This is a genomic window from Niveibacterium sp. COAC-50, from assembly GCF_013184235.1.
Taxonomy (GTDB): Bacteria; Pseudomonadota; Gammaproteobacteria; order Burkholderiales; family Rhodocyclaceae; genus Niveibacterium; species Niveibacterium microcysteis.
The window spans coordinates 981,574-1,005,694 of the sequence record NZ_JABCJM010000001.1 but is presented as its reverse complement, the minus strand read 5'-3'; the positions used below and the strand labels follow the sequence as shown (position 1 = coordinate 1,005,694).

Below are 24,121 nucleotides of genomic sequence, written 5' to 3'. Positions count from 1 at the left end.
GTCGTGATCAGTCTTCAGTTTTCGATCAGCTGTGCATACAGGTCATGCACATCGACGTCGGACACCTTCACTCGGGCAAACTCGCCCACTTCAAGTTCGGTGCCGTCCGGGATGATCACAAGGCCGTCAATTTCCGGGGCGTCGCCCATCGAGCGCGCCACCGCGCCGTCTTCGTCGACCTCATCGACCAGAACGGTGATCTCGCGATCGAGCATGCGCTCAAGACGCTGCGTCGAGATGTCTTCCTGGTGAGCCATCAGGCGATCACGGCGCTCTTCGCGCACTTCGTCCGGCAACTGGCCCGCCAGCTCGTTTGCCGTCGCCCCCTCGACCGGGGAGTACGAGAAACAGCCAACGCGGTCCAGCTGCGCCTCCGACAACCAGTCAAGCAGCTCGTTGAAATCATCTTCGGTTTCGCCCGGAAAGCCGGCGATGAAGGTGCTGCGGATCGTCAGGTCCGGGCAGATCTCGCGCCAACGACGGATGCGCTCGAGCGTATTCTCAGCGGCCGCTGGACGCTTCATCGCTTTGAGCACGCGGGTGCTGGCGTGCTGGAACGGAATGTCGAGGTACGGCAGGATCTTGCCTTCGGCCATCAGCGGGATGATGTCGTCGACATGCGGGTACGGATACACGTAGTGCAGGCGAATCCAGACGCCCAACTCGCCAAGCGCCTTGCAGAGGTCGTACATCTTGGTCTTGACCGGGCGACCACCCCAGAACCCGGTGCGGTACTTCACGTCGACGCCATAGGCGCTGGTGTCCTGCGACACCACCAGGATTTCCTTCACGCCGGCATCCACCAGGGCTTCCGCCTCCTTCATCACGTCGCCGATCGGGCGCGAAACGAGGTCACCGCGCATCGACGGGATGATGCAGAAACTACAGCGGTGGTTGCAGCCTTCCGAAATCTTCAGGTAGGCGTAGTGCGGCGGCGTCAGGCGGATGCCCTGCGGAGGCACGAGATCGATGAACGGGTCGTGCGGCTTGGGCAGATGCTGATGCACCACGCCCATCACTTCTTCGGTCGCGTGCGGTCCGGTGACGGCAAGCACTTTCGGATGAACCTGCTCGACGATGCCCTGCCCCGCAGCGTCCTTCTTGGCGCCCAGGCAACCCGTCACGATCACGCGACCGTTTTCGTTGAGCGCCTCGCCGATCGCGTCGAGCGATTCTTCGACCGCTGCATCGATGAAGCCGCACGTATTGACGATCACCAGATCCGCACCGTCGTAGGTGCCGGAGATGTCGTAGCCCTCGGCCCGCAGGCGAGTGAGGATGTTCTCGGAATCGGAGGTCGCTTTCGGACAGCCGAGTGAGACGAAGCCGACGGTCGGGGTACGGGTTGTGCTGTTCATGATCTAGCCTTGCTGAAATCTGCGCGCTGGGCGCCGCCGGAATGACTACGGCCTCCCGTGCGAGAACTTGCGTTCACACACCGAGAGGCCGTCTGGCGACTCGCGAAAGGCGGGCAGTTTACCGTTTCGGCGGCGTCTTGTCCTTGTCGTCTGTGGCAGCACCTGGCGGCGTCATGTTGGGGAACTGAAAGCCGGAGAACAGATTACGGGTCTGGCTTTCTACCTGCTCCTGCATCTGCGAGAACATCTTTTTGCTCTGGTCGATGTAGGCACCCATCATGCTGTGCAGCGCCGGCCCCTGGAAGTTCAGGAACTGCGCCCACAGATCACGGCTCATCGGGTTGTTTTCGCCGTAGATCGACTTCGCGTGCTCCTGAAGCTTGGACTGCAGGTCGGTGAAAGCGTGGATGTTGTTCTCAAGGTACTTGCCCATCATCCCCTGCATCGCATTGCCGTAGAAACGGATCATTTGCGACAGCAGATCAACGGTGAACATCGGCGCACCGCCGGACTCCTCTTCCAGGATGATCTGCAACAGGATGGCGCGCGTCAGGTCTTCGCCGGTCTTCGCGTCGACGACCTGGAATTCTTCCTGATTGACGACCAGTTCCTTCACGTCGGATAGCGTGATGTAGGAACTGGTGCGCGTGTCGTACAGCCGTCGATTCGGGTACTTCTTGATCAGTCTGAGCTGTGCCATTGACGGTCTCCTCCCTCGAATTCGAATGGGTGTTTTTGTTGTGCGGCGTAGTGTATAGCACTGCACAAATAAAAAGGGCTCCGCCTTTCGCGGAGCCCCATTGCAGCGCTGTGCAGCGCATCAGCCCATGTGCAGGCCACCGTTGATGTTGATGGTCGAACCGGTGATATAGCCTGCGCTATCCGACGCAAGGAATGCGCACAGGTCGCCGATCTCTTCCGGTTTGCCGAGGCGCCCTGCGGGGATCGTCGCAACGATCTGGTCACGCACTTCCTGCTTGATCGCCATGACCATGTCGGTGCCCACATAGCCCGGCGCCACCGCGTTCACAGTAACGCCCTTCTTCGCGACTTCCTGCGCGATCGCCTTGGTGAAACCAAGAATGCCCGCCTTGGCCGCTGAGTAGTTGGCCTGGCCGAACTGACCCTTGACGCCATTGACCGACGAAATGTTGATCACGCGTCCCCAGCCGCGCTCTGCCATGCCCGCCAGCACTTGGTGGGTGACATTGAAAATGCTGTCGAGGTTGGTGGACATCACGGCATCCCACTGCCCCTTGTCCATCTTCCGGAACATCGCATCGCGGGTAATCCCCGCGTTATTGACCAGTACATCGACCGGGCCGATTTCCGACTCGATCTTGCGGACCATCGCCGCGCACTGCTCGTAGTCGGTCACGTCTGCGTCCGCGGGCTCCACATCGAAGCCCTCGGCGCGCATGCTGGCGAGCCATTCATCCTTGCCCGGCAAGCCCGGCAAGCAGTTCGCGACAACCTTGTAGCCGGCTTTGTGGAGCGACTTGCAGATGGCGGTGCCCAGCCCGCCCATACCCCCGGTCACCAGGGCGACTTTCCTCGACATGATTGCTTCCTTTGCCTCGGTTATAAAAACGATTGTCACCCGCACAGCGCCGAGGCCCGACGCCGTGCAGGAGGCTGCACCGCTGCAGCGCGGTCAGAACATATGCTGGCCGCCGTTGATCGAAATATTCGCACCGGTCAGGAACGCCGCTTCGTCGGAGGCCAGATACGCAACCAGGCCGGCGATTTCCTCGGGCTTGCCGAGCCGGCTGACCGGAATCTGCGGCAGGATCTTCGAATCCAGAATCTCTTGCGGGATCGCGGTCACCATCTTCGTGCCGATATAGCCCGGGCTGATCGTATTGACCGTAACGCCGTTCTTCGCCACTTCAAGCGCGAGGGCTTTGGTGAACCCATGCATGCCGGCCTTGGCCGCCGAATAGTTGGTCTGGCCGAAAGCGCCTTTCTGCCCGTTCACCGAAGACACGTTGATGACACGACCCCACTTGCGCTCGACCATGCCGTCCATGACCTGCTTGGTCATGTTGAAGACGCTGTCGAGGTTGGTGTGGATCACGGCGTCCCAGTCCGCCTTGGTCATCTTCTTGAAGGTCATGTCGCGGGTAATGCCGGCGTTGTTCACCAGCACATCGACCGGGCCGATGTCCTTGGTGACCGCGGCAATGCAGGCCTTCGCAGAATCGAAATCCGTCACGTCGCAGGGATAGGCCTTGAAGCCATAACCCATGTTATTCATGGTTTGCAGCCAGTCGTGCGCCTTGGTGTTGTTCGGCGAATAGGTGGTGACAACGTGATAGCCCAACGCCGCCATCTTGATGCAGATCGCTTCGCCCAACCCGCCCATGCCGCCAGTGATCAGTGCAACTCGTACCATGTGCTTCCTCTCCTCTCGTTATTGGGGTGACACGTCGTCGCGCGCCCCGCACCGCACCCACATCAAAACCGAGGTGACGCGATCGCCTCGGTACCGGATGGTGCGGCCGGGCACGGTGATCCGTGACAGCCTGATGCGGGCAGATCCCTGCCGGACCGATGCGCCCCGCTATGCGCATCCGGCCCGTGCTACCAAGGCCCTTTTCAGGCGGGCTCTTTAACGTACCGGCCAGGCGCCGGCTCGATTTCCTTGTACTTCCGATCCCCGGCTCGCTTGGGCGCCGCAACCAGTGCACCGCTGCGAGACTTGAGCCACTCGATCCAGTGCGGCCACCAACTGCCGCGCTGCTCGGATGCCGCCGCGAGCCAATCTTCAGCGATGGCGGTCGTGTTGGCGCCAACCCAATAGCTGCGGCGGTTCTTGGCCGCCGGGTTGATAACCCCGGCGATATGCCCGCTCGCACCCAGTACGAAGGTGGTATCCCCGCCCAGCAAGCGGCGCCCGAGGTAAGACGAGCGCCACGGCACGATGTGATCCTCGCGCGTCGCGAAAATATAGGCAGGGCAGGTAACGCGTCCCAGGTCCACCGGCACGCCGCACATCGACAGGCGTCCCGGTACGCGCAGATTGTTCTCGAGATACATGTTGCGCAGGTACCAGGCCGCGAACGGACCAGGCAAGTTGGTGCTATCGGAATTCCAGTAAAGCAGATCGAAGGCGGGCGGCGCATTGCCCTTCAGGTACTTGTCGACGACGTAATTCCAGATCAGGTCATTCGGCCGCAACGCGGAAAACACACTGGAAAGCTCGCGCCCGGCCAACAGACCGCCCTGGCCGATCGTGCTCTCGCGCGTGGCCACGCTCGCCTCGTCCACAAAGCAAGCAAGATCTCCGGACTCCTCGAAATCCAGCAGCGTTGTCAGCAGCGTCAGACTCTCGACCGGCAATTCGCCACGCGCAGCGGCCACCGCCAGTGCGCTACTGGTCAGCGTGCCGCCGACGCAGAAACCGAGGATGTTCGGTTTCTCGCACTTGCCGACGGCCTGCACAACTTCGAGGGCTCGCAGCACGCCGTCTTCGATGTAGTCGTCCCAGCCGAGGCGCCCCTGAGCCTGCTGCGGATTGCGCCATGACACCAGGAAGGTGGTGATGCCCTGGGACACCGCGTACTGCACGAAGGAGTTCTCCGGCTGCAGATCGAGGATGTAGTACTTGTTGATGCATGGCGGCACGATCAGCAGCGGCCGCTCACAGACCTCAGCGGTCTGCGGCGCGTACTGGATCAACTGCATAACTTCGTTTTCAAAGATCACCGCGCCGGGCGTGACCGCAAGGTTGCGTCCAACCTCGAAAGCACTCTCGTCGGTCATCGCGATGCGGCCCTTTTCGAGGTCCGCGATCATGTTCAGGATGCCGCGCGTGATGCTCTCACCCTTGCTGGCGATCGCCTTTTCGACAAACTCAGGATTGGTCGCCGCAAAGTTCGCCGGGCTCATCGCATCGACGTACTGACGGACGAGAAACTGCAAACGACTCTTCGCCTGCTTGTCTGCCACCGGCAATACGTCGGCCGCCCGCGTCAGGAATTCGGCATTTAGCAGATAGGCCTGACGCATGTAGTCGAACATGGGGCTGCCAGCCCATGCGGGGGCCGCAAAACGACGGTCGGCATCGTGTGGCACCACCGGCGTATAAGGCTCGTCAGGCTTGCGCTGAACCAGGCCGGCCCACAAACGCGCATGCTGCTCGGCAATCTCCTGCTGAAGCTTCGCGAGGGGCTGAGAATCGGCTGTTGCCGCTTCAAGCGGCGCGATATTGATCCCGGCCTGTTTCAGCATTTCTTGCTGGCGCGAGGCAAAATCGAACAAGCCCTGCATCATGCCCTGCCCGGCCTTGAGCCAGACAGAGGCATCGAAAGCTGGCTGCTCACTGGAAACCGACATTGTGTTCTCCACGTCAAAATGCTCGCCGCTCACCGCACGCCAGGGCCTTGTCACAGCCCAAGCAGCCAGATTTGGCGCGGGTTTCGACTGATTTTTGCACCGCACAAAACTTCCGGTCAAGCACTACACTGCGTCGGGATGCACCACACGAACGCCCAACACGATCATGTATATCGCCGCAATCGCCTGGATTTACGTCGCGCTGATGGCCGCCATCGGCGCTCAATCCGTTATCGGCGGTGTGATGACCTTTCTTGGTTTCACGCTCCCGCTGGCCCTGTTTCTCTGGCTCGCGGGCACTGGCGCCCGCCGCCGCAGACAGGCGGAACGGGAGGCTCAGGCAGAAGCACTCACCCCGCCGAACGATCCCCCGCAATCCAGATGAACGCCCCCATCCGGCCGCACGCCCCATCACGCCGGTAGGAAAAGAATCGTGCCGGATCACTCACGGTGCACACGCCCCCGCCAAACACCGCGTCAGCCCCCAAGCCGGCCCGGCGGAGTCGCGCACGGGCAAGCCCGAAGATATCCGCAAACCAGCGATCTCCTGTCCCTGATCTGAAGCACCCTGCGTCGTCCCCTGCCCTTGACACAAACGCATCGCGAACCTCAGGCCCCACCTCGAATGAGTCGGGCCCGATCGCCGGCCCAAGCCAGGCGATGACGTCGGATACAGGCACACCCATCTTCGCCAGTGTCGCCTCCAGCACGCCGTCCAGCAGCCCACGCCAGCCCGCATGGGCCGCGGCCACCACTGTTCCAGCCCGGTTACAGAAGATTACCGGCAAGCAGTCGGCGACCATCACCACACATGGCACATCCGGCGCTGCAACAAAAGCCGCATCGGCCCTGCGCACGGCCGGCAAGGCCGCATCCACCACGGTCACGCCATGCACCTGCTCCAGCCAACAGGGTTCTGCGGGCAGCAAGGCTCTCACCCGTGCCCGGTTGGTGCTGACGGCGACTGGGTCATCCCCGACATGCGTCCCCAAGTTGAGATCAGCGTAGGGCGCGAGGCTGACGCCTCCCTTGCGGGTCGTGAAGATCGCACGTACCGAGGGCGGCGCAGGCCAGTCCGGGATGATCCAGTCATTCATGGCTGGACTCCGCACGCAGTGTTTCCATCAGAGCGGCGAAATCATCGGGCAGCGGCGCTTCCCAGCTCATCGCTTCACCCGTGCGAGGATGGATCAATCCGAGCTTCCAGGCATGCAATGCTTGCCGATGAAACTCGGGCGCGCCACGTCCGCCACCATAGAGCGTGTCGCCGACCAGCGGATGCCCGAGGTGAGCCATATGCACGCGAATCTGATGCGTACGCCCAGTCTCCAGGCTGCATTCCACCAGCGTGCATCGCGCAAAGCGCTCGCGCACCGTGACCTGGGTACGTGCTTCCCGCGCACCCGGCACGACGGCCATGCGCGTGCGTTGCGTTGGGTGGCGGCCAATCGGTGCATCGACCAGCGTGTTACGGGGCACCACACCACGCGCCAGGGCAACGTACTGCCGCTTCACCGTCCGCGCCTGCAGTTGCCGAACCAGATCAGTCTGCGCGAGCAGGGTACGCGCGACGACCATCAGGCCGCTCGTATCCTTGTCCAGACGATGCACGATGCCGGCGCGCGGCAATTGGCTCGCCTCAGGCACGTGATGCAGCAGCGCATTGAGCAGCGTGCCGCTCCAGTTTCCGCTGCCAGGATGCACAACCAGCCCGGCGGACTTGTTGATGACGAGGATATCGGCATCCTCGAACACAATTGATAACGCAATATTTTCAGGGCTCGCGGCCACCACATCGAGGGGCGGCGGCTCGGTCAATTCGAGCCGTTCCGAACCGCGAAGCTTGCGTTTCGGGTCGTCGACAAGGAGCCCGTCAACAGTCAGGCGCCCGTCGCGGATCCAGGTCTGGAGCCGATTGCGGGAATGTTCGGGGACGAGACGCGCGAGCGCCTGGTCGAGCCGGCTACCCGCCTCGGCATCCGGCACGCACAGCTGTCGAACCGATGACGCGTCGGGGTCGAGCTCGTCGCATCCGTTATAATCGTCGCTTTGTTCACTCACGGGTGCTTTGATGCCGTTTTTGCGAGCGCGTAGTGTAGCCGCAAGCCTGCTGCTTTCGGTTTCGATCGCCGGTTGCTCCACAGTGAGCTCCTGGTTTGAATCGGACAAGGGCGGCAAGATCGACCAGCGCCCCGCCGAAGAGATTTACGCCGACGCGAAGGACAACCTGGAATCGGGTTCCTACGACCGCGCGGTGAAGCTCTTCGAGCAACTGGAAGCCAAGTACCCCTACGGCCGCTATGCCCAGCAGGCACAGCTCGAAATCGCGTACGCCTACTACCGTGCCCAGGATCCGGCACAAGCCTCGGCGGCCATCGACCGCTTCATCAAGCTGCATCCGAATCACCCGAACGTCGATTACGCCTACTACCTGAAAGGCCTGATCACCTTCAATGAGGACCAGGGCTTCGTCGGCCTGATTGGCCAGCAGGATCTGACCGAGCGAGACCCGAAAGCTGCGCTCGATTCGTTCCAGGCGTTCAAGGAGCTTGCGACGCGCTTCCCGGATAGCCGCTATGCGGAGGACGCAAAGGTTCGCATGGCCTATCTGGTCAACGCGCTGGCAAAACACGAGATCAGCGTCGCGCGTTACTACCAAAACCGCAACGCATTCCTCGCTGCTGCCAACCGAGCGCAGACGACGATCAAGAATTTCCCGAATTCGCCCTCAGTCGAAGAGGCGCTGGCGATCATGATCTTCAGCTACGACAAGCTGGGCATGAAGGACTTGGCGGCGGACACCCGCCGCGTGCTGGCACTCAACTATCCGCAAAGCCGCTACAACAAGGACGTGAATCCCGATGCACGGCCGTGGTGGAAGATCTGGTAAGCGCCTGAACTGATGGATGAGGCGGTCCTCCGATCCCTCGTTCGCTGGCCGGATGTGCCGGCCTGCTACGGCTGGTTATCGCTGGATCGCGGCGGCCGCTGGCGTTTGCAGGGCGAGGTCGTGCGCCATCGCGGCCTGTCGGAATTCATCGGCCGCAACTATCAACACGATGATGAGGGGCGCTGGTTCTTCCAGAACGGCCCGCAGCGCGTATACGTCACCCTTGATTACACGCCGTGGGTGTTTGGCTGGAATGCCGCGACACCGCAGCGACTGATCAGCCATACCGGCCACACTGCAAGCGCGTGCGCAGCGTTTGTCGACGAACATGGCGCACTGCTCGTCGACACCGACATTGGTGTCGGGCTCATCGCCAGCCAGGATCTTGTCGCACTCGCCGATCAACTCCGGCTCGGTGCCGACCTTCAACATGGCGAGCTCGCGCTCGGCGAACGAACCGTATCCGTCAATCCGATTCAGGCGGCCGACGTGGCCGCCCGCTTCGGCTTCACAACCAACCCCGAGCCGATCGCCTGACGGCGTTCAACGACGTCCGATCCACGCCTCGCGCAGCGCAGCCACCGGTTTGCCGGCGCGCTTGTCTTCTGCCAACTTGGCCTTCACCGTAGGCGGCGGCGCCAACTGCAGGCGAGTTTCAAACAGTTCATCGCGGCGGAAGGCGTGCACTGACACGGTGGTGCCGGCTTGCATGCGGGCAAGGCGCGCATCAAGCCCACCGGCCTTGACCCGCAGCCCATCGAGCGCCACCAGCAAATCCCCAGCCGACAGCCCGGCTGCATGCGCGGGGCCATCCGTGAAGACCTGCGCGAGCTTGATCGACTCGCCCTCGCTCGCCACTTTCGCGCCGATCGACGGCAACTCGCCGTCCGCCTCCCAAGTCAGGCTTACACCGAGCGCCCGCAGCAGCTTGCTCAAGGGAAGATCCTCGCAGCCCTCTGTCGCCTGACGCAGCAGTCGAGATACATCGACGCCGGTCGCGTCCCGAATCAGCGCAGGCAGCGCAGCCTCAGGCACGCCAGAGCCGTCGCCGAACCGTGCCCACAGCAGGCGCATCACATCATCGAGCGACTTCTCGCCGCCACTCTTCGCACGCAAAGCCAGATCAAGCGCCAGCGCCACCAGCGAGCCCTTGGCGTAGTAGCTGACGATCGCATTCGGCGCGTTCTCGTCCTGGCGGTAGTACTTGATCCAGGCGTCGAAAGACGAGTCCGCCACCGATTGCAGCGTGCGCCCGGCGCCGCGCTGAACCGCAGAGATCGTCTTCGCCAGCATGCCGAGATACTCGTCACGCGTGATCAGCCCCGCCCGCACCAGCGCGAGGTCGTCGTAGTACGAGGTGAAGCCCTCGAACAACCAGAGCAACCGCGTGTAGTTCTCCTGCTGGAGGTCGTAGGGTGCGAAGGTGGCCGGCTTGATGCGCTTGACGTTCCAGGCGTGGAAGTACTCGTGACTGCACAGGCCGAGGAAGCCCCGATACGCCTCGGTCGTCGCCTTCATGCCGACGAAGGGCAGATCGCTCCGCGACGCCAGCAAGGCCGTCGAATCCCGATGCTCAAGACCACCGTAGCCGTCGCCGACCACGGTCAGCATGAAGAGGTAGCGGCCGAACGGCGGCGGTGCGTCGCCGAACAACGCGCACTGGGCCTCACAGGCCTTGGCGAGATCTGCCATCAGCCGTTCGAGATCGCAGTCATGCCGGCCGTTGATCGCGAAGTCGTGGGCTACGCCGCGCACATCGAAACTCGCCCAGGTCAGACGCCCCATCTCGACCGGGTGGTCGATCAGCGCGTCGTAGTCGGCGGCCACGTACCAGCCAAAACCGCGACGCTTCGCCGCACCGCGCCCGCTGGCTTCAGGCAGCGTCGTGGCTACGGTCCAATCGCGCACACCCGCCGGCGGGTCGATCCGCACGCGGTGCGGTAGCGCTTCACGACCCAGGACGCGCAGGAAGACCTGCGTGCCATTGAAGAACCCATGGCTCTGATCCAGATGCGCGCAACGCACCGACAGATCCCATGCGTAGACGGCGTAACGTAGCCGCACCGACTTCGCGCCGCCCGGCACTCGGCCGAGCACCCAGGTGTGTTTGTCGCACTTCTCGATTGCTGCCGGTTCGCCATCGACCTCGGCTTTCAACCACACGATGTTGCGTGCGAACTCGCGCACCATGTAGCTCCCGGGAATCCAGGCCGGCAGTACGAACTGCATGCCGGATTCCGGGGCGTCCGCTTCCAGTGTCACCTTGAAGAGGTGCGCAGCCGGATCAACCGGCGTAATCGTGTAGCGGATATCGTGATGCACGCTCATGCGCAACGTCCTCAGGGCTTGCCGTTGATGCGATTGAAGAAGGCCCGGTTGTCGGGCTTGCGGCCGAGGAACTGCGTGACCAGCTCGGTCGGCGGGACCTCACCACCGCGTTCCAGGATGGTGCTGCGATAACGGGCGCCAACCTTGACGTCCATTGCGTCCTTGCCGAAAGCCGTCAGCATGTCCAGGCCCAACGCCATCGCCCACATGTAGCCGTAGTAGCCCGCCGCATAACCACCGAGCAGGTGGCCGAAGTTGGCCGGCTGCAGCGTGCCCTCGACGGTGCCGAGCGGGGTCTCTGCCTCCATCGCACGCCACACGGATTGGGCTTCACCCGGCTTGGCGCTGGCCAGCGCCATGTCGTAGCGTGAATAGAAATTCTGCCGTGCAAACCAGATGCCCTTGCCAAAGCGGCTCGCGGCTTCGAGTCGGGCGATCAACTTGGCATCCAGCGGCTTGCAAGTCGGGCACACCGCGCTGAAGCGGCGTGTGACTTCCGGCCGCCACGGCCATTCCTGGAACATCATCGACGGCGCTTCGACGAAGTCGCGCCGAACTGAGGTGCCGGCATCCATCGCGTAGCGGGTTTGCGACAACACGCCGTGCAGGATGTGGCCGAACTCGTGGAACAGGGTTTCCACTTCGTCCTGGCTGAATCCCTCGCGCGAGAAGTTGCTCACCATCACAGAAATCGGCGTCGACCCTGCGGCCGTGCTGACCTGACGCACCGGGAACGCGGCAGCGTGCTTGTACTTGCCTTCACGCGGGAACAGATCGAGGTAGAAGCTCGACAGGTAACGCCCGCTCTTCGCATCGATTACATCGTAGGGGCGCACATCCTTGTGCCACACCGGCAAGGTGCTGTTGGCCTTGAAACGCAGGCCGTACAGCCGGCTGCTGACATCGAGCAGCCAGGCCACCGTCGGCTCGGTCGGGAACTGCGCGCGAACCCGCTGCGGATCGACGCTGAAGCGCTCGCGCTTGACGAGGTTGTCGTAGAAATCGACGTCCCAACGCTTCAGTTCGGCATCCGGCTGGCCGGTCAGCTTGCGCTTTGCATCACGCAGCACCGCGATGTCTGAACGCTCCACCGGCGCAACAGCGGCCTGCATCTCGGCGAGGAAACGATCAACCGTTTCCGGCGTACCTGCCATGCGGGTACGCAACTGCCACGCGGCGTAACTGGGCAGGCCGAAGAGGCCCGCGATCTCGGTACGCAGACCATCCACTTCGTTGAGGATCGCAAGGTTGCGCTCGCCACCGCGCCGGAAGAACTCGATGTAGAAACGCTTCCGGGTGTCCTCGTTCTTCGCGTTCTGCAGGATCGCATCGCGATCCGGATAATCCAGCCCGATCTGATACTCGCCCTGCTCGTTCTTCTTGGCGGATTCCAGGTAGGCCGCAGGCACACCGTCCAGCTCGGCGGCAGTGAAGCTGACGCGAGTCGTTACGTCGCGCACGTTGCGATTGAACTCCTGTGCGAGCAATTCGATCCGTTCGAAGATCGTGCGCAGCCGCTCGCGGCGCGCGGGGTCGAGCCCGATGCCGCGGTCTTCGAAGTCCTCGAGGATGCGGCTGAGGGCATTGCGCTCGATTGCGTCCTGACCCTGCGCAGCCTTGATCACGCGAAACAGGGCTTCGCTCTGCAGGTATTCGTTGTCGAACGCAGCCAGCTTCAGCGTGCAGGCCTCGGAGGCGGTACGCACCGCCGCCTCGGGATGCGTCTCCGCGGCAAGCGACAAGGGCCCAACCAGCGCATATTCATCGAGCGCCAGTCGATTCCAGCCATTCAACACGCTCGCGGCGGAAAGCTTGCCGGGCGGGATCGCCTCAAGCGCTTTCACTTGCGCGCGCAGCGAGGCCAGCACCTCGTCACAGCGCTGCGGAATCTGCTCCGCGCCGGGGATGCTGATCGCACCCTGCATGGCCTGCGCCTCTGCCGCATAGGCCGGCAGTGCCGCACTCGTACCCAACAACAGACCCACACAGGCAAGACTCTTCCGCATTGCATGCTCCCGGTTCAACGCAGCCAACAGTTGCAGCTGCCGTGACGTGTCAAAGTGACCGATCATGCCGTTGCGGCGCAGCACCAGCGTTCGCGAGCGCGGCAGCCGCATGCGAATAGGCGACGCGCGGGCACGCCAGCGTCGCCCGCGTCGCGCCCGGCCTATACTCGCGCCGATACTGCTGCCATGCGCCCGCCCAATGATCGACTGGCTTGACCCGCGTCGCCCTGCCTTTCCGCCGCTTCACCGCGCACTACGCGAGCCGAACGGCCTGCTCGCGGCTGGCGGGCAACTCGCACCGGACTGGCTGCTCGCGGCATACCGCCGCGGCATTTTTCCGTGGTTCTCGCCGGGCGACCCGATCCTCTGGTGGAGCCCCGATCCGCGCATGGTGCTGCTCCCGCGTGAATTCAAGTACTCCCGCTCGCTGCGCAAGACCTTGCGCCGCGGTGTCTTCGAAATCCGCTGCGACACCGCATTTGCACAGGTCATTGCCGCCTGCGCCGCCCCGCGTGAACCGGGCGGCGGCACCTGGATCACCGACGAGATGCGCGCCGCCTACTGCGAAATGCATGAACTCGGCTGGGCGCACAGCGTCGAAAGCTGGCAGGGCGACGAGCTGGTCGGTGGGCTTTACGGCATGGCCATTGGCAAGGTGTTCTTCGGTGAATCCATGTTCGCCCGCCGAACCGATGCCTCCAAGGCAGCCCTCGCCCATCTGGTGCGCGACCTTGAACGCCGCGATTTCAAGGTGATAGATTGCCAGATGAACACCGCGCATCTGGCCTCGCTTGGCGGCAGAGAGGTTCCGCGTGGCGAGTTCGTCGCATTGCTGGACGCGCACGCGGCCGACGCGCAGCCTGCCCGCTGGCTGCGCACGCAAATGCAGGACATTGACTGGGGGGACATGCAAACATGACTTTGCTGAAAGACCTGCCCTACGCGTTTCTGCAGTTCTACGCCACGGCGCCCTACGCCTGCTCCTACCTGCCAGACCGCATCGCACGTTCGCAGGTTGCTACGCCGGGCCACATGATCGACACGCCGCTCTACAGCGACTTGCTGCGCAATGGCTTTCGCCGCAGCGGCGTCTTCACCTACCGGCCGCATTGCGATACCTGCCGCGCCTGCGTACCGGTGCGAGTCCCGGTTGATCGCTTCCTGCCAGCACGTAGCCAGCGCCGGGCCGCCCAACGGAATGCCGGCTTGGTCGCTGCCGAGCACGCACTCGTGTTCAACGAGGAGCACTACGACCTCTACCAGCGCTACCAGGCAAGCCGCCACGCCGGTGGCGGCATGGACCAGGATAGCCGCGAGCAGTACTCGCACTTTCTGCTGCAAAGCCACATCGACACGCGACTGATCGAGTTTCGCGAGGCCGGTGTGCTGCGTATGGTCAGCATCGTTGACTGCCTCACCGACGGGCTGTCGAGCGTCTACACCTTTTACGACCCGGACCTCGAATCGGCGAGCCTCGGCACGTTCGCGATCCTGTGGCAGATCGACGCCTGCCGACGTGCCGGCCTGCCCTACCTCTACCTGGGCTACTGGATTCGTGACAGTCGAAAGATGAACTACAAGTCGCGCTTCCGCCCGCTTGAAGGGCGCGTCGACGGCCTCTGGCGCGAACTCACCGACAGCGATTTCGAAACGCTAGGCTGAGCCCCAAGGGCGCCTGCGGACACCATGACGATGAACCGTCTTCCCGCAGCGTTGATCGAAACGCTCGAGCACATGTTGCCGGGTCGCGTCAGCATCACGCAGGCGGTGCGCGAGCATCACGGCCGCGATGAGTCGCACTTCCCGCCTGCCCTGCCCGACGCTGTAGTGTTCCCGCATACGACTGACGAAGTCGCGGCGATCGCACGCGCCTGCCATGCGGCCGGCGTGCCGATGATTCCGTTTGGCGCCGGCTCCTCGCTGGAAGGTCATGTGCTCGCGGTGCGAGGCGGGGTGTGCATCGATCTCACACAGATGAACCGTATCGTCGCCCTGCACGCAGAGGACTTCGATGTCACCGTGCAACCAGGCGTCACCCGCAAGCAGCTGAACGCCGAGATCCGCGATAGCGGACTGTTCTTCCCGATCGATCCGGGGGCCGATGCGACGCTGGGCGGCATGGCCGCGACCCGCGCATCCGGCACGAATGCGGTGCGCTACGGCACGATGCGCGAGAACCTGCTCGGCGCCACCGCCGTGCTGGCCGATGGCCGCGTCCTTCGCACCGGAGGGCGCGCGCGCAAGAGCGCGGCCGGTTACGACCTTGCGCGCCTCATGGTCGGCTCCGAAGGTACGCTGGGCATCATCACCGAGCTCACGTTGAAGCTCTACCCGGTGCCCGAAGCCATCGCCGCCGCCGTGTGCTGTTTTCCGAGCGTGCATTACGCGGTGCGCTGCGTGATCCAGACGATCCAGCTCGGCGTACCGATCGCGCGCATCGAGCTGCTGGACACGCTGTCGGTTCAGGCGATCAACGCCTACAGCAAGACCGCGCTGCAAGAGGCCCCAACGCTGTTCTTCGAATTCCACGGCAGCGCTGCCGGCGTCGACGAACAGGCAAGTACGGTGCAAGCCTTATCGAAGGAGTTTGGCGGCACCGATTTTTCGTGGGCGAACCGGCCAGAAGACCGCAGCCGGCTATGGCAGGCGCGTCACGACGCCTACTTTGCATGCATCAACCTCAAACCTGGCTGGCGCTCACTGACGACTGATGTGTGCGTGCCGATCTCACAACTGGCGGACTGCATCGCCGCGACGCGAGACGATATCGAGGCTAACGGATTGATCGCCCCGATCCTCGGCCATGTCGGCGACGGCAACTTTCATGTGCTGGTGCTCACCGATCCGGCCAGCCCCGATGACAACGCGCGTGCCGAGGCGTTTCACGATCGCCTGGTGCGGCGCGCCTTGGCCCATGAAGGCACCTGCACCGGTGAGCACGGCATCGGCTTCGGCAAAGCGCAGTTCCTCGCGCTTGAGCACGGAGAAACGGCCGTATCAGTGATGCGAGCGATCAAGCAAGCACTCGACCCCTTGAATCTGCTCAACCCGGGGAAGGTCTTGCCGGAATGAAGAAACGGCGGGTTGCCCCGCCGTTGTTCGATCGAAACCCGTCGGTCATCTGCCGTTGCGGTGTTGCCGCCATGCAAGCAAGGCCAGCGCCGCGCCGAGCAAGCCGAGCGCGGCCGGCTCTGGCGTTTCGTACGGCTTATCGGTGATCTCGAAGTACACCTGGAACTCGTTGCTCAGGCCTTCCACGGTCGTGAAGCCAAGGCAGCCATTTGCCACACCCACGGCGCCACATGCGGCATTCGTCAGCACATCAACACCATCCACCCTGACCTTGGCGTTGTAGAGATCAGCACCGTACGCAAAGGTCTGATTGAAGGTCTTGTCGACCGGGTTGAAACCGGCGCCCGCCACGTCAATCACAAAGATGTCATTACACGGGATCGGGCTCGCCACTTCGCAGGAACCGTCGTTATCCGTTTCGAGGAAGTGGATCGCAAAAAGCAAAGCCGGCGCATCGAAACCCGGCAGATCCGGCACCAGCGGATCCAGATTGACCATGTCGAACAAGGTCGCGCTGCGCAGCGATGGCGCATAGACCGGGAAGTTGTTGTGCACCACCTTGACGGTCGCCACTTCACCGCCGTTGGTCATCAGCGACCCGGTTTCACGGCCATTCGTCGCCGCACCGACCGACAGCGAGGACTGCCCGCCCGCGCTGGCAGGAATACCCCAGGCGAGCTTCGAATACACATCGCCAACGGTTGAAAAATCAAACCCGCCGCCGCCCTGCAGACCAATGATGCCGTTCTCTGCGCTCAGGCGTGCGTTGGCCGCGCTGCCAGTGATGCCCGCCGTGCCGCCGTAGGTATCCGTGTAGGCGATGAAGCCCGAGTCGATCGTGAAGCCCCATTCCGAGATCGCGGCGGACTGAGCCGGCGCTGCGGCGAGGCCGAAACCCGCAGCGGCGAGCGCCGCAATTGCTTGGTTCAGACGTCTCATGACACCCTCCTTTGACAACCAAAGGCGTTTGTCCTGAAACAAGCATCAGACGTACCCAGCCGCCAAGCAACTGAATCCCCGTTGCTTTTCTATGCACGCAGCCAGCGCGAGAAGCGATTTGTCAAATTCGCCGACTGCAGCAGATTCTTCGATACGCGCCGTTAAAGCAACAAGGCACCCGACGGTGCCTTGTTGCTGGACCGATCGCGCTCAACGCGCGAAGTGGCAAGCCACCGTATGCGTCGAGGACATTGCGACGGAGGGCGGATAGTCGTGCCGGCATGCGTCGCCGGCTTTCGGGCAGCGCGGGTGGAAATGACAGCCCTGTGGCGGGTTCGACGGCGATGGCAAATCACCCTTCAGCGGCGGCAGTGCGCTCGCTTGCGCTTCACTCAATTCCGCCCGCGGCACCGCCGCCAGCAGCGCCTGCGTGTAGGGGTGGCGCGGCGATTTGAGCACCTCTTCGGCGCTACCCTGCTCGACAATGCGGCCCAGATACATCACCGCCACTTCATGCGCGAGGTATTCGACGACGCCGATGTTGTGGGTGATGAACAGGTAAGCGAGGCCCAGCTCCGCCTGCAGTTCCTGCAGCAGATTCAGGATCTGCGCCTGCACCGACACATCCAGCGCCGAAGTCGGCTCGTCGCACACGATCAGCTGAGGCGACACCGCCAGCGCCCGTGCCACGGCGATACGCTGACGCTGGCCGCCGGAAAACTCGTGCGGGTAACGATCCGCCATCTCGGGCCGCAGACCAACCAGCCGCATGATTTCGAGGATGCGTTGCCGGCGTGCGTCGGCATCGCCACCGATGCCCAGCGCATCCATCCCCTCGTCGATGATCTCGGCCACACGCAAACGCGGGTTCAGCGAGCCGAACGGGTCCTGGAACACCATCTGCATCTTCGAGCGCAGCGCACGCAGCGCCTTGCCATCGAGCCCGCCGAGATCGGCCCCGCCTAGCCGGGCACGACCGCCGGTGGGTTCGATCAAGCGAAGAATCGCCTTGCCGGCGGTGGTCTTGCCGCAACCCGATTCGCCAACCAGCGCCAATGTTCGACCGGCGCGCAGCGTCAGGCTCACGCCGTCCACAGCTTTGACGTGGCCCACGGTGCGCTGGAAGACCCCACGCTTGATCGGGAAGTGCACCTGCAATTGCTCGACTTCCAGCAACGTATCACCACTGCGCGTAACCGGCTTTGCGACTTGCTCTGCCGCGCCCGAGCGCGCGGCCAAGCGCCCTGCCTCGACCGCATCGTAAAGGTGGCAACGCACCCGCTGCCCCTCGCCCAAGTCGTGCCACGCAGGCGCTTCGCCCCGGCAACGGTCCCACGCGTGGGGGCAGCGTTCAGCGAAACGGCAGCCAATGAAATCGGTGGTGAGCGGCGGCACCGAGCCCGGAATCGTCGCAAGTTTGCCGGCTTGGCGATGCCCCTCCGGCAGCGCCTCAAATAGCTTCACCGAATAGGGGTGCGCCGGCTTGGCAAAGAAACGCTCACGCGGCGCTTCCTCGATCAAGTGGCCGGCGTACATCACGCCGATGCGATGCGCCATCTTGGCGACCACACCCAGGTCGTGCGTGATCAGCATCATCGCCATGCGCTGCTCGCGTTGCAGCGTCGCCATCAGATCGAGCACCTGCGCCTGGATTGTCACATCGAGCGCGGTCGTCGGTTCATCAGCGATCAGGAGCTTCGGCTTGCCGGCAAGCGCCATCGCGATCATCACGCGCTGCTTCATGCCGCCCGAGAACTGGAACGGATATTCAGTCAGTCTGCGTTCCGGATCGGGGATACCGACCTGCTTCATCAACGCCACAGCCTCGGCGCGCGCCGCGGCGCCTTTCAGGCCGCGGTGGATCGCGAGCACCTCGCCCAATTGCTGGCCGACCGTCAGCACCGCATTGAGGCTGGTGCCCGGCTCCTGGAAGATCATCGCGAGATCGCCGCCACGCACCCGGCGCATCTGCGCCTCGGTCAGGCTGCAGAGATCGCGCCCGCCCATGCGCACCTCACCACCGGCAACACGCCCCGCGGGCGGCAACAGCCGCATCAGCGAGAGTGCGGTCATCGACTTGCCGCAGCCGGATTCGCCGAGCAGCGCGAAGGTCTCACCGGCGCGGATTTCGAACGACACGCGATCGAGCGCGCGCACGACGCCCCGCTCGCTGTCGATGTGCATCGAAAGCTCGCGCAGCGCGAGTACGGTTTCAACGGGGGCCTGACTCATTTTGCGGCTCCCAGGCGAAGGCGGCGGCGCGACGGCAAAGCACGCGGGTCAAACGCCTCGCGCACAGCATCGGCAAACAGGTTGGCGGCGAGCACCAGACTCACCATGAAGACAAAGGCTGCGCTGATCGACCACCAGATCAGCGGATCGCGCGCGAGCTCGCCACGCGCCTTGTTGATCATCATGCCGAAGCTGATCGATGTCGGATCGACGCCCACACCGACGAACGACAGCACCGCTTCTGCGAGCACCAGGCCGGAAAAATCCAGCACCACGGTGATCAGCACGATGTGGAAGGCATTCGGCAGGATGTGGCGCAGCATGATGCGCAGGCTCGACACACCGAAGCAGCGCGCGGCCTGCACATAGTCGAGCTCGCGCAGCTTCAGGGTCTCGGCGCGGATCAGCCGGCACAGCGTGGTCCAGGAAATCGCGCCGATGATGGCGCACAGGGCCACCAGCTTGGCGTCGGCGCGCGATGCAGCGGTCGTAAACAGCGCCCCATTGCGTTCGATCAGCATCGTCATCATCAGCGATGCGGCGGCAATCAACAGCACATAGGGGATCGAACTGATCACCGTGTAGATGTACTGGATCGTGTCGTCCACCCAACCACGGTAGTAACCCGCTGCGAGCCCGAGGCCGATGCCAAGCGGCAGCACCACAAGCGTGGCCAGGGTGCCGATCATCAGCGCGACGCGCATCGCCTTGAGTGTCTGGTAGAGCACGTCGTTGCCGGTCGCGTCGGTGCCGAATACATGGTAGTGGCCCGATAAAGTGCCGAGCACGCCCGCGAGAACCAGCACGAACAGCAGCGCCCAGGCAAAGCCATCCCACGCGATCTGAGTGCCGCCGCGCAGCACTTCGCGTGCGGCCCGCGCCAGCGTCCAACCATGCCTACGCGCAACGCCCCGCACGATCGGGAGCATAGCCAGCAGCCACAGAAGGCCGCCGATCGCGGCGCCGCATGCGGCACGCACAGCAATGTCGCCGGCGCGCTCCGCAGGATCCTTGAGGTGCGCGCCGCCGAACTTGAGCCGTGGGTAGTCGCGGTATTGCTTGCCGTCCGGCGCTTCGAGCATCTGCTTTTCGAAGAAGTGCGTCGCGAATGGCGCGGAGTAGGTCTTCTCGCGGGTATCGCGCAGCGTTGAAAGCGCGACGTCCAACACCGACAGCACCTCGACCGAGTACTGCACCTTGGTCTGCGGCGCACCGGCCGGCTGGTCAAGCGCGGGGCGGTAATGGAAGGAATCGAGCACGGTTACCAGCAGGTAAGCCAGCAGGATCACCAACGCGGCCATCGCGCTGCGGTTCGCGAACACGGTGTGCCATGCGCGGCGCAGGTGCTCATGGCGAAACGCATAGGTGATGCCCGCCGCGAGCGCAGCAAGCAGAACCGCGAACAGCACGTCCGACCACAGGACAACAATCTGGAAATCGCTCATTGCAGTCGCACCCTCGGGTCAACCAGGGTGTAGGAAAGGTCGGTCAGGATCAGGCCCAGGATGTAGAGCAAGGCGCCGATGAACACCATGGCGCGGACGATGGCGAAGTCCTGCATCATGATCGCCTCGATCGTGAAGCTGCCCAGCCCCGGGATGCCGAAGAAGTCCTCACTGATCAGGCTGCCGAGGAACAGCGACGGAATCACCACAACGGTGCCTGTAAGGATCGGGATCATTGCGTTCTTCAACACGTGGCGGAACAGCACTGCGCCCTCGGACAAGCCCTTGGCCCGCGCGGTACGCACGTAATCCTTGCCGATTTCTTCAAGGAAGATCGCGCGGTACCAACGCACGTTCGAGCCCAAGCCCGCCACCACGCCGACCAGCACGGGCAGCGCCAGAAAACGCATCGCATCCATGCCGCTCTGGTAACCGGAAATCGGCACAAGGCTCCATGCCCTGGCGACAATGAATTGGCCGGCGATGATGTAGAACAGGCTGGAGATCGACATCAGCAGAACGCAGGCAATCACGCCAGAGTAGTCGAGCCAGGTCGCACGGAAGAACGCCAATACCATTGCCGCGACGACTGCAACAAAGAGGCCAATCAAGAAGACCGGAAGTGCCAGCGCGAGCGACGGCCACATGCGTGCAGACAGCTCATGGTTGATGTCGCGCCCGAGGTCACTCTTGCCGAAATCGAGCAGGAACATGCGGGCGGATTTCTGCACGAAGATGGTGTCGGTAAACCGCGCCGAGCCCTCCGCGTCGTGGTTGTAGAACAGCGGCTTGTTGTAGCCGTGATCCGCCTTCCAGCGTTCGATTGCCTCCTGCGTCACGCGTTTGGCGCCCAGTTGTGCACGCGCCATGTCGTCAGGGCTACTGACGATGAAGAACAAAGCAAAGACGAGCAGATTGACGCCCAGCAAAGTGGGCAAGGCCCATAGCAGACGCCGGATGAGGTAAGCAATCATTGGGCAGCCTCCGAGCGGGCCGTTTGGGCTTCATGGCGGCGGTAGTGGCGCACGCCGAGCACAGCGAGCGCAGCGATTGCCGCGAACAGCAGCGCCAACGGCCACAGCTGTGGGCGATTCCACTGTGCCGACAGCGCATTGCGTTTCGCAACGTCGAGCGAGAGGTACTTGCGATTGGTGTGCAGCATGCGCACCGGCATCGAGTTACGCAGCCAACTGTGTGAGAGCTCGAAGGCCTCGTTGTGCCAGCCGGCCAGCACCGGTGCATCGCGCCTCACCAGGTCGGCCATCTTGTCGATGATTGGCTGCCGGTCTGCAGTCACGTCCATGCCACGGAATTGCTCAAACAGCTTGTCGAACTCCGGATTGTTGTAGTTCGTGACGTTCTCACCCTGGTATTTCGCCTTGCTGTTCTTGCTGTAGAAGAGGAAGAGGAAGTTTTCCGGATCGGGGTAGTCCGCGTTCCAGCCCCAGAACGAGAGCTGAGCCGCGCCCTTGCGGTGCATTTCCTGCCAGCGGTTCCACTCGGTCAGTCGCGGCACCAGCTGGATGTCGATGCGCTTCATCTGCTTGATGACGATCTCTAACTGCTCGCGCTTGAATACGTCGTAGACGTCGAGGTTGATGACCAACGGTTCACCCGTTTTTTCGTCGCGTCCGTTCGGATAGCCCGCCTCGGCCAGCAAGCGCTTGGCCTCGTCGATCGAGCGCAACTTGGGGCGACCGTTCTTCCATGTGAAGGCATAGGGGTTGATGCCCGCCTCGCCTGTCTTGTAGCCGGCAATCCCCGGCGGAATCGGTCCCTGCATGGGAATGCCGAGGCCGTTCTTCATGATCGACAGGTACTCCTCCATGTCGAACGCAATCGCCATCGCCTGACGTACCTTGCGGGCGCGCTCACGCGCCCGCGGCGTCGGCCCGCCATCGCCGATCAGCGGGTCGAGCATGTTCACGAAGAAGTACTCGGTGGCCGGCTCGATCTCGGTCTTCAGCGTGATGCCCTGCTTCTTCATCGCATCGGATAGCGAGAGCCCACCGCCCTGCATCTGCAGCGCGGTATCGAAACTCGCCATCGTCTTGAAGCGGGTCGAGGCATAGAAGTCGTAATAGCCCTGCAGGAACTTGTTCCAGAACGGCGTCGCCTCTTTCTCGTAGACGAACTTCACGCCGTCGATCATCGGCAGACGCTTGCCGCAATCGTCGAGCAAGCCGCGCTCCTTGTCGCCGGGCGCGCCTTCGCACGGGTATGTCTGCTCGCGGAAGTTCGGATTCCGCTCCATCAGGATCTCGCGCAACGGGCGGTTTCGCGTGAGCATGAACGGGCCGGTTCCGATCGGCCACATGTCGAGCGTGAGTTCGCGCTTGGCCATGCCCGGCTGAGCGTAGAACTTCTCCGCCTCCCAAGGCATCGGCGCCGAGAACGGCATCGCAAGCCAGTAGATGAACTGCGGATACTTGCCCTTCAGGCGAATCCGAAGCGTGTGCGGATCAGGCGTCTCAACGCCGGCCAAAGGGTACTTGCGCAGATCGATCCAGCCATCCGGGTCCGCCTTGCCGGCCTTCACGTCGGCTTCCAGCTGCGCAATCAGCTCATCAAAACCAAGGATCTGCTTGAATAGCTCGAGCGAGGGGGATTCCAGCTTCGGGCGCGCAATCCGCTTGATACCGTAGGCGAAGTCCTCCGACACCAGCTCGCGCGTGCCGGTGAACTCGAAATCGGTGATTTGCGAACGCCCGCCCAGCTTCGCATCGTCGAGCCCCTCATACCGCAGCTTGCCGGCGCCATCACGCGCCAAGGCCGGATGGGGCTGGAAGCGCACCCCCGACTTCAACGGTATCTCGTAGACGCTTTGTGCGATGTCGGCCGCAGGGGCGTCCGTTGGCAACGGTTGGCCCTGTTTGTCGAGGTAACTGACCTTCGGCATCGCGGCAGCAAGCCCCGGTTGCAACTCGAAAGGGCGCTTGAGGTAATGAAATTCGTAGAGCGTCTCGTAGATCGAGTAGGTGAACCACGCTTCGTCTTCGACGTAGGACTGCACCGGATCAAAGTGTTTCGGACGCGAGTTGAACTCTTCGTGCAGGAAGCGCTTTTCTCGCTCAGCCGCAGGATATGGGCTGTTCCACACCTCATCACAACCGGTCAGGACGAGCGCCGCGCCCATCAGCAACGCCGCCAGAAAGCTCAGCTTCGTCGTGATCATGACGACGCGATCCATCGCGGCGCCGACCCGGCATCAAGACTCATCCGAATCGCGCGATCCCGCGCTACAGCATCCAACATCGGTTCAAACATCAGACACGAATCCAGTAAAAGTTTCGGGTTTAGCAGCATTCATGCCAAAGCAGCCATCCGACGACCTGGACACACCCTGCTCTTCACGACTCACGCAATACATCGAACTTCCAGTCGCATTCCGCGCAACATTCACCGCATGTCAATCGACAAACGCCGTCTCGGTCGCAAGCAATGCCGCGCGCCACATCCCAAGCCTGACCCCTCCAGGCAAGCAACTTGGCACCACCACGGTGCCAACGACGC

Annotated in this window: 20 protein-coding genes and 1 pseudogene; 6 read left to right on the top strand and 15 right to left on the bottom strand. The window is 63.0% G+C overall.

Annotation, left to right across the window (positions count from 1 at the left end):
* Positions 1-14 precede the first annotated feature (14 nt).
* The 5 genes from rimO to HH302_RS04460 all read right to left on the bottom strand — a co-directional run bounded on the left by rimO (position 15) and on the right by HH302_RS04460 (position 5,696).
* Complete coding sequence (gene rimO, locus HH302_RS04480; protein ID WP_172198767.1) at positions 15-1,358, bottom strand: 30S ribosomal protein S12 methylthiotransferase RimO; 1,344 nt, start codon at positions 1,356-1,358, stop codon at positions 15-17.
* Between the two features lie 118 nt (positions 1,359-1,476).
* Positions 1,477-2,058: a polyhydroxyalkanoate synthesis repressor PhaR gene (gene phaR, locus HH302_RS04475; protein WP_172198764.1), complete on the bottom strand. Its 582-nt coding sequence runs from the start codon at positions 2,056-2,058 to the stop codon at positions 1,477-1,479.
* Between the two features lie 120 nt (positions 2,059-2,178).
* Positions 2,179-2,919 carry a beta-ketoacyl-ACP reductase gene (locus tag HH302_RS04470; protein ID WP_172198761.1) on the bottom strand — a complete coding sequence of 247 codons (741 nt, stop codon included), beginning with the start codon at positions 2,917-2,919 and terminating at the stop codon, positions 2,179-2,181.
* A gap of 93 nt (positions 2,920-3,012) precedes the next feature.
* The gene (gene phbB / locus HH302_RS04465; RefSeq protein WP_172198758.1) at positions 3,013-3,753 is read right to left on the bottom strand and encodes an acetoacetyl-CoA reductase; all 741 of its coding nucleotides are present in this window, start codon (positions 3,751-3,753) and stop codon (positions 3,013-3,015) included.
* Between the two features lie 203 nt (positions 3,754-3,956).
* Positions 3,957-5,696, bottom strand: coding sequence for an alpha/beta hydrolase (locus HH302_RS04460; RefSeq protein WP_172198756.1), 1,740 nt, complete (start codon positions 5,694-5,696; stop codon positions 3,957-3,959).
* Positions 5,697-5,862: 166 nt separating this feature from the next.
* Here HH302_RS04460 and HH302_RS04455 point away from each other — a divergent pair, with 166 nt between their 5' ends.
* Entirely contained in the window at positions 5,863-6,081 is a 219-nt protein-coding gene (locus HH302_RS04455; RefSeq protein ID WP_172198754.1) for a hypothetical protein, read from the top strand.
* On the opposite strand, the gene pgeF is transcribed toward HH302_RS04455, so the two are convergent.
* Positions 6,047-6,793 carry a peptidoglycan editing factor PgeF gene (gene pgeF, locus HH302_RS04450; protein WP_172198752.1) on the bottom strand — a complete coding sequence of 249 codons (747 nt, stop codon included), beginning with the start codon at positions 6,791-6,793 and terminating at the stop codon, positions 6,047-6,049. The two genes, HH302_RS04455 and pgeF, sit on opposite strands and share 35 nt — an antisense overlap.
* The gene (rluD, locus tag HH302_RS04445) at positions 6,786-7,757 is read right to left on the bottom strand and encodes a 23S rRNA pseudouridine(1911/1915/1917) synthase RluD (protein WP_172200727.1); all 972 of its coding nucleotides are present in this window, start codon (positions 7,755-7,757) and stop codon (positions 6,786-6,788) included. The genes pgeF and rluD overlap by 8 nt, the downstream gene beginning before the upstream one ends.
* Before the next feature lie 82 nt (positions 7,758-7,839).
* Here rluD and HH302_RS04440 point away from each other — a divergent pair, with 82 nt between their 5' ends.
* Both HH302_RS04440 and HH302_RS04435 read left to right on the top strand, forming a co-directional pair.
* Positions 7,840-8,586 carry an outer membrane protein assembly factor BamD gene (locus tag HH302_RS04440; RefSeq protein WP_371814564.1) on the top strand — a complete coding sequence of 249 codons (747 nt, stop codon included), beginning with the start codon at positions 7,840-7,842 and terminating at the stop codon, positions 8,584-8,586.
* 12 nt (positions 8,587-8,598) lie between these two features.
* Positions 8,599-9,123, top strand: a complete 525-nt coding sequence (locus HH302_RS04435; RefSeq protein WP_172198748.1) for a DUF2946 family protein — start codon at positions 8,599-8,601, stop codon at positions 9,121-9,123.
* Positions 9,124-9,129: 6 nt separating this feature from the next.
* On the opposite strand, the gene HH302_RS22695 is transcribed toward HH302_RS04435, so the two are convergent.
* From HH302_RS22695 to HH302_RS04425, 3 genes and pseudogenes are all read right to left on the bottom strand, one after another.
* Positions 9,130-9,621 carry a PDZ domain-containing protein gene (locus tag HH302_RS22695; protein ID WP_371814611.1) on the bottom strand — a complete coding sequence of 164 codons (492 nt, stop codon included), beginning with the start codon at positions 9,619-9,621 and terminating at the stop codon, positions 9,130-9,132.
* A gap of 114 nt (positions 9,622-9,735) precedes the next feature.
* Positions 9,736-10,914, bottom strand: a pseudogene (locus HH302_RS04430) (M61 family metallopeptidase); the annotation flags it as partial.
* 11 nt (positions 10,915-10,925) lie between these two features.
* Positions 10,926-12,920, bottom strand: coding sequence for a M3 family metallopeptidase (locus HH302_RS04425; protein ID WP_172198744.1), 1,995 nt, complete (start codon positions 12,918-12,920; stop codon positions 10,926-10,928).
* A 199-nt stretch (positions 12,921-13,119) separates the two neighbouring features.
* Here HH302_RS04425 and aat point away from each other — a divergent pair, with 199 nt between their 5' ends.
* From aat to HH302_RS04410, 3 genes are read left to right on the top strand one after another with little or no spacing between them, the layout of a single operon-like run.
* Positions 13,120-13,839, top strand: a complete 720-nt coding sequence (gene aat / locus HH302_RS04420) for a leucyl/phenylalanyl-tRNA--protein transferase (RefSeq protein WP_172198741.1) — start codon at positions 13,120-13,122, stop codon at positions 13,837-13,839.
* Complete coding sequence (locus HH302_RS04415; RefSeq protein ID WP_172198738.1) at positions 13,836-14,582, top strand: arginyltransferase; 747 nt, start codon at positions 13,836-13,838, stop codon at positions 14,580-14,582. The genes aat and HH302_RS04415 overlap by 4 nt, the downstream gene beginning before the upstream one ends.
* 30 nt (positions 14,583-14,612) lie before the next feature.
* On the top strand, positions 14,613-15,992 hold the full coding sequence (locus HH302_RS04410) for an FAD-binding oxidoreductase (protein WP_253945988.1): 1,380 nt from the start codon (positions 14,613-14,615) through the stop codon (positions 15,990-15,992).
* 45 nt (positions 15,993-16,037) lie between these two features.
* Here HH302_RS04410 and HH302_RS04405 read toward each other — a convergent pair whose 3' ends face one another.
* The 5 genes from HH302_RS04405 to HH302_RS04385 all read right to left on the bottom strand — a co-directional run bounded on the left by HH302_RS04405 (position 16,038) and on the right by HH302_RS04385 (position 23,783).
* Positions 16,038-16,931, bottom strand: a complete 894-nt coding sequence (locus HH302_RS04405; protein WP_172198732.1) for a THxN family PEP-CTERM protein — start codon at positions 16,929-16,931, stop codon at positions 16,038-16,040.
* Between the two features lie 210 nt (positions 16,932-17,141).
* A complete protein-coding gene (locus tag HH302_RS04400) occupies positions 17,142-19,163 on the bottom strand; it encodes a dipeptide ABC transporter ATP-binding protein (RefSeq protein ID WP_172198729.1) in 2,022 nt (673 codons plus the stop codon).
* Entirely contained in the window at positions 19,160-20,608 is a 1,449-nt protein-coding gene (locus HH302_RS04395; protein ID WP_172198726.1) for an ABC transporter permease, read from the bottom strand. Before HH302_RS04395 ends, HH302_RS04400 begins: the two co-directional genes overlap by 4 nt.
* Entirely contained in the window at positions 20,605-21,582 is a 978-nt protein-coding gene (locus HH302_RS04390) for an ABC transporter permease (protein WP_172198723.1), read from the bottom strand. Before HH302_RS04390 ends, HH302_RS04395 begins: the two co-directional genes overlap by 4 nt.
* Positions 21,579-23,783 carry an ABC transporter substrate-binding protein gene (locus tag HH302_RS04385; protein WP_172198720.1) on the bottom strand — a complete coding sequence of 735 codons (2,205 nt, stop codon included), beginning with the start codon at positions 23,781-23,783 and terminating at the stop codon, positions 21,579-21,581. The genes HH302_RS04390 and HH302_RS04385 overlap by 4 nt, the downstream gene beginning before the upstream one ends.
* Positions 23,784-24,121 lie beyond the last annotated feature (338 nt).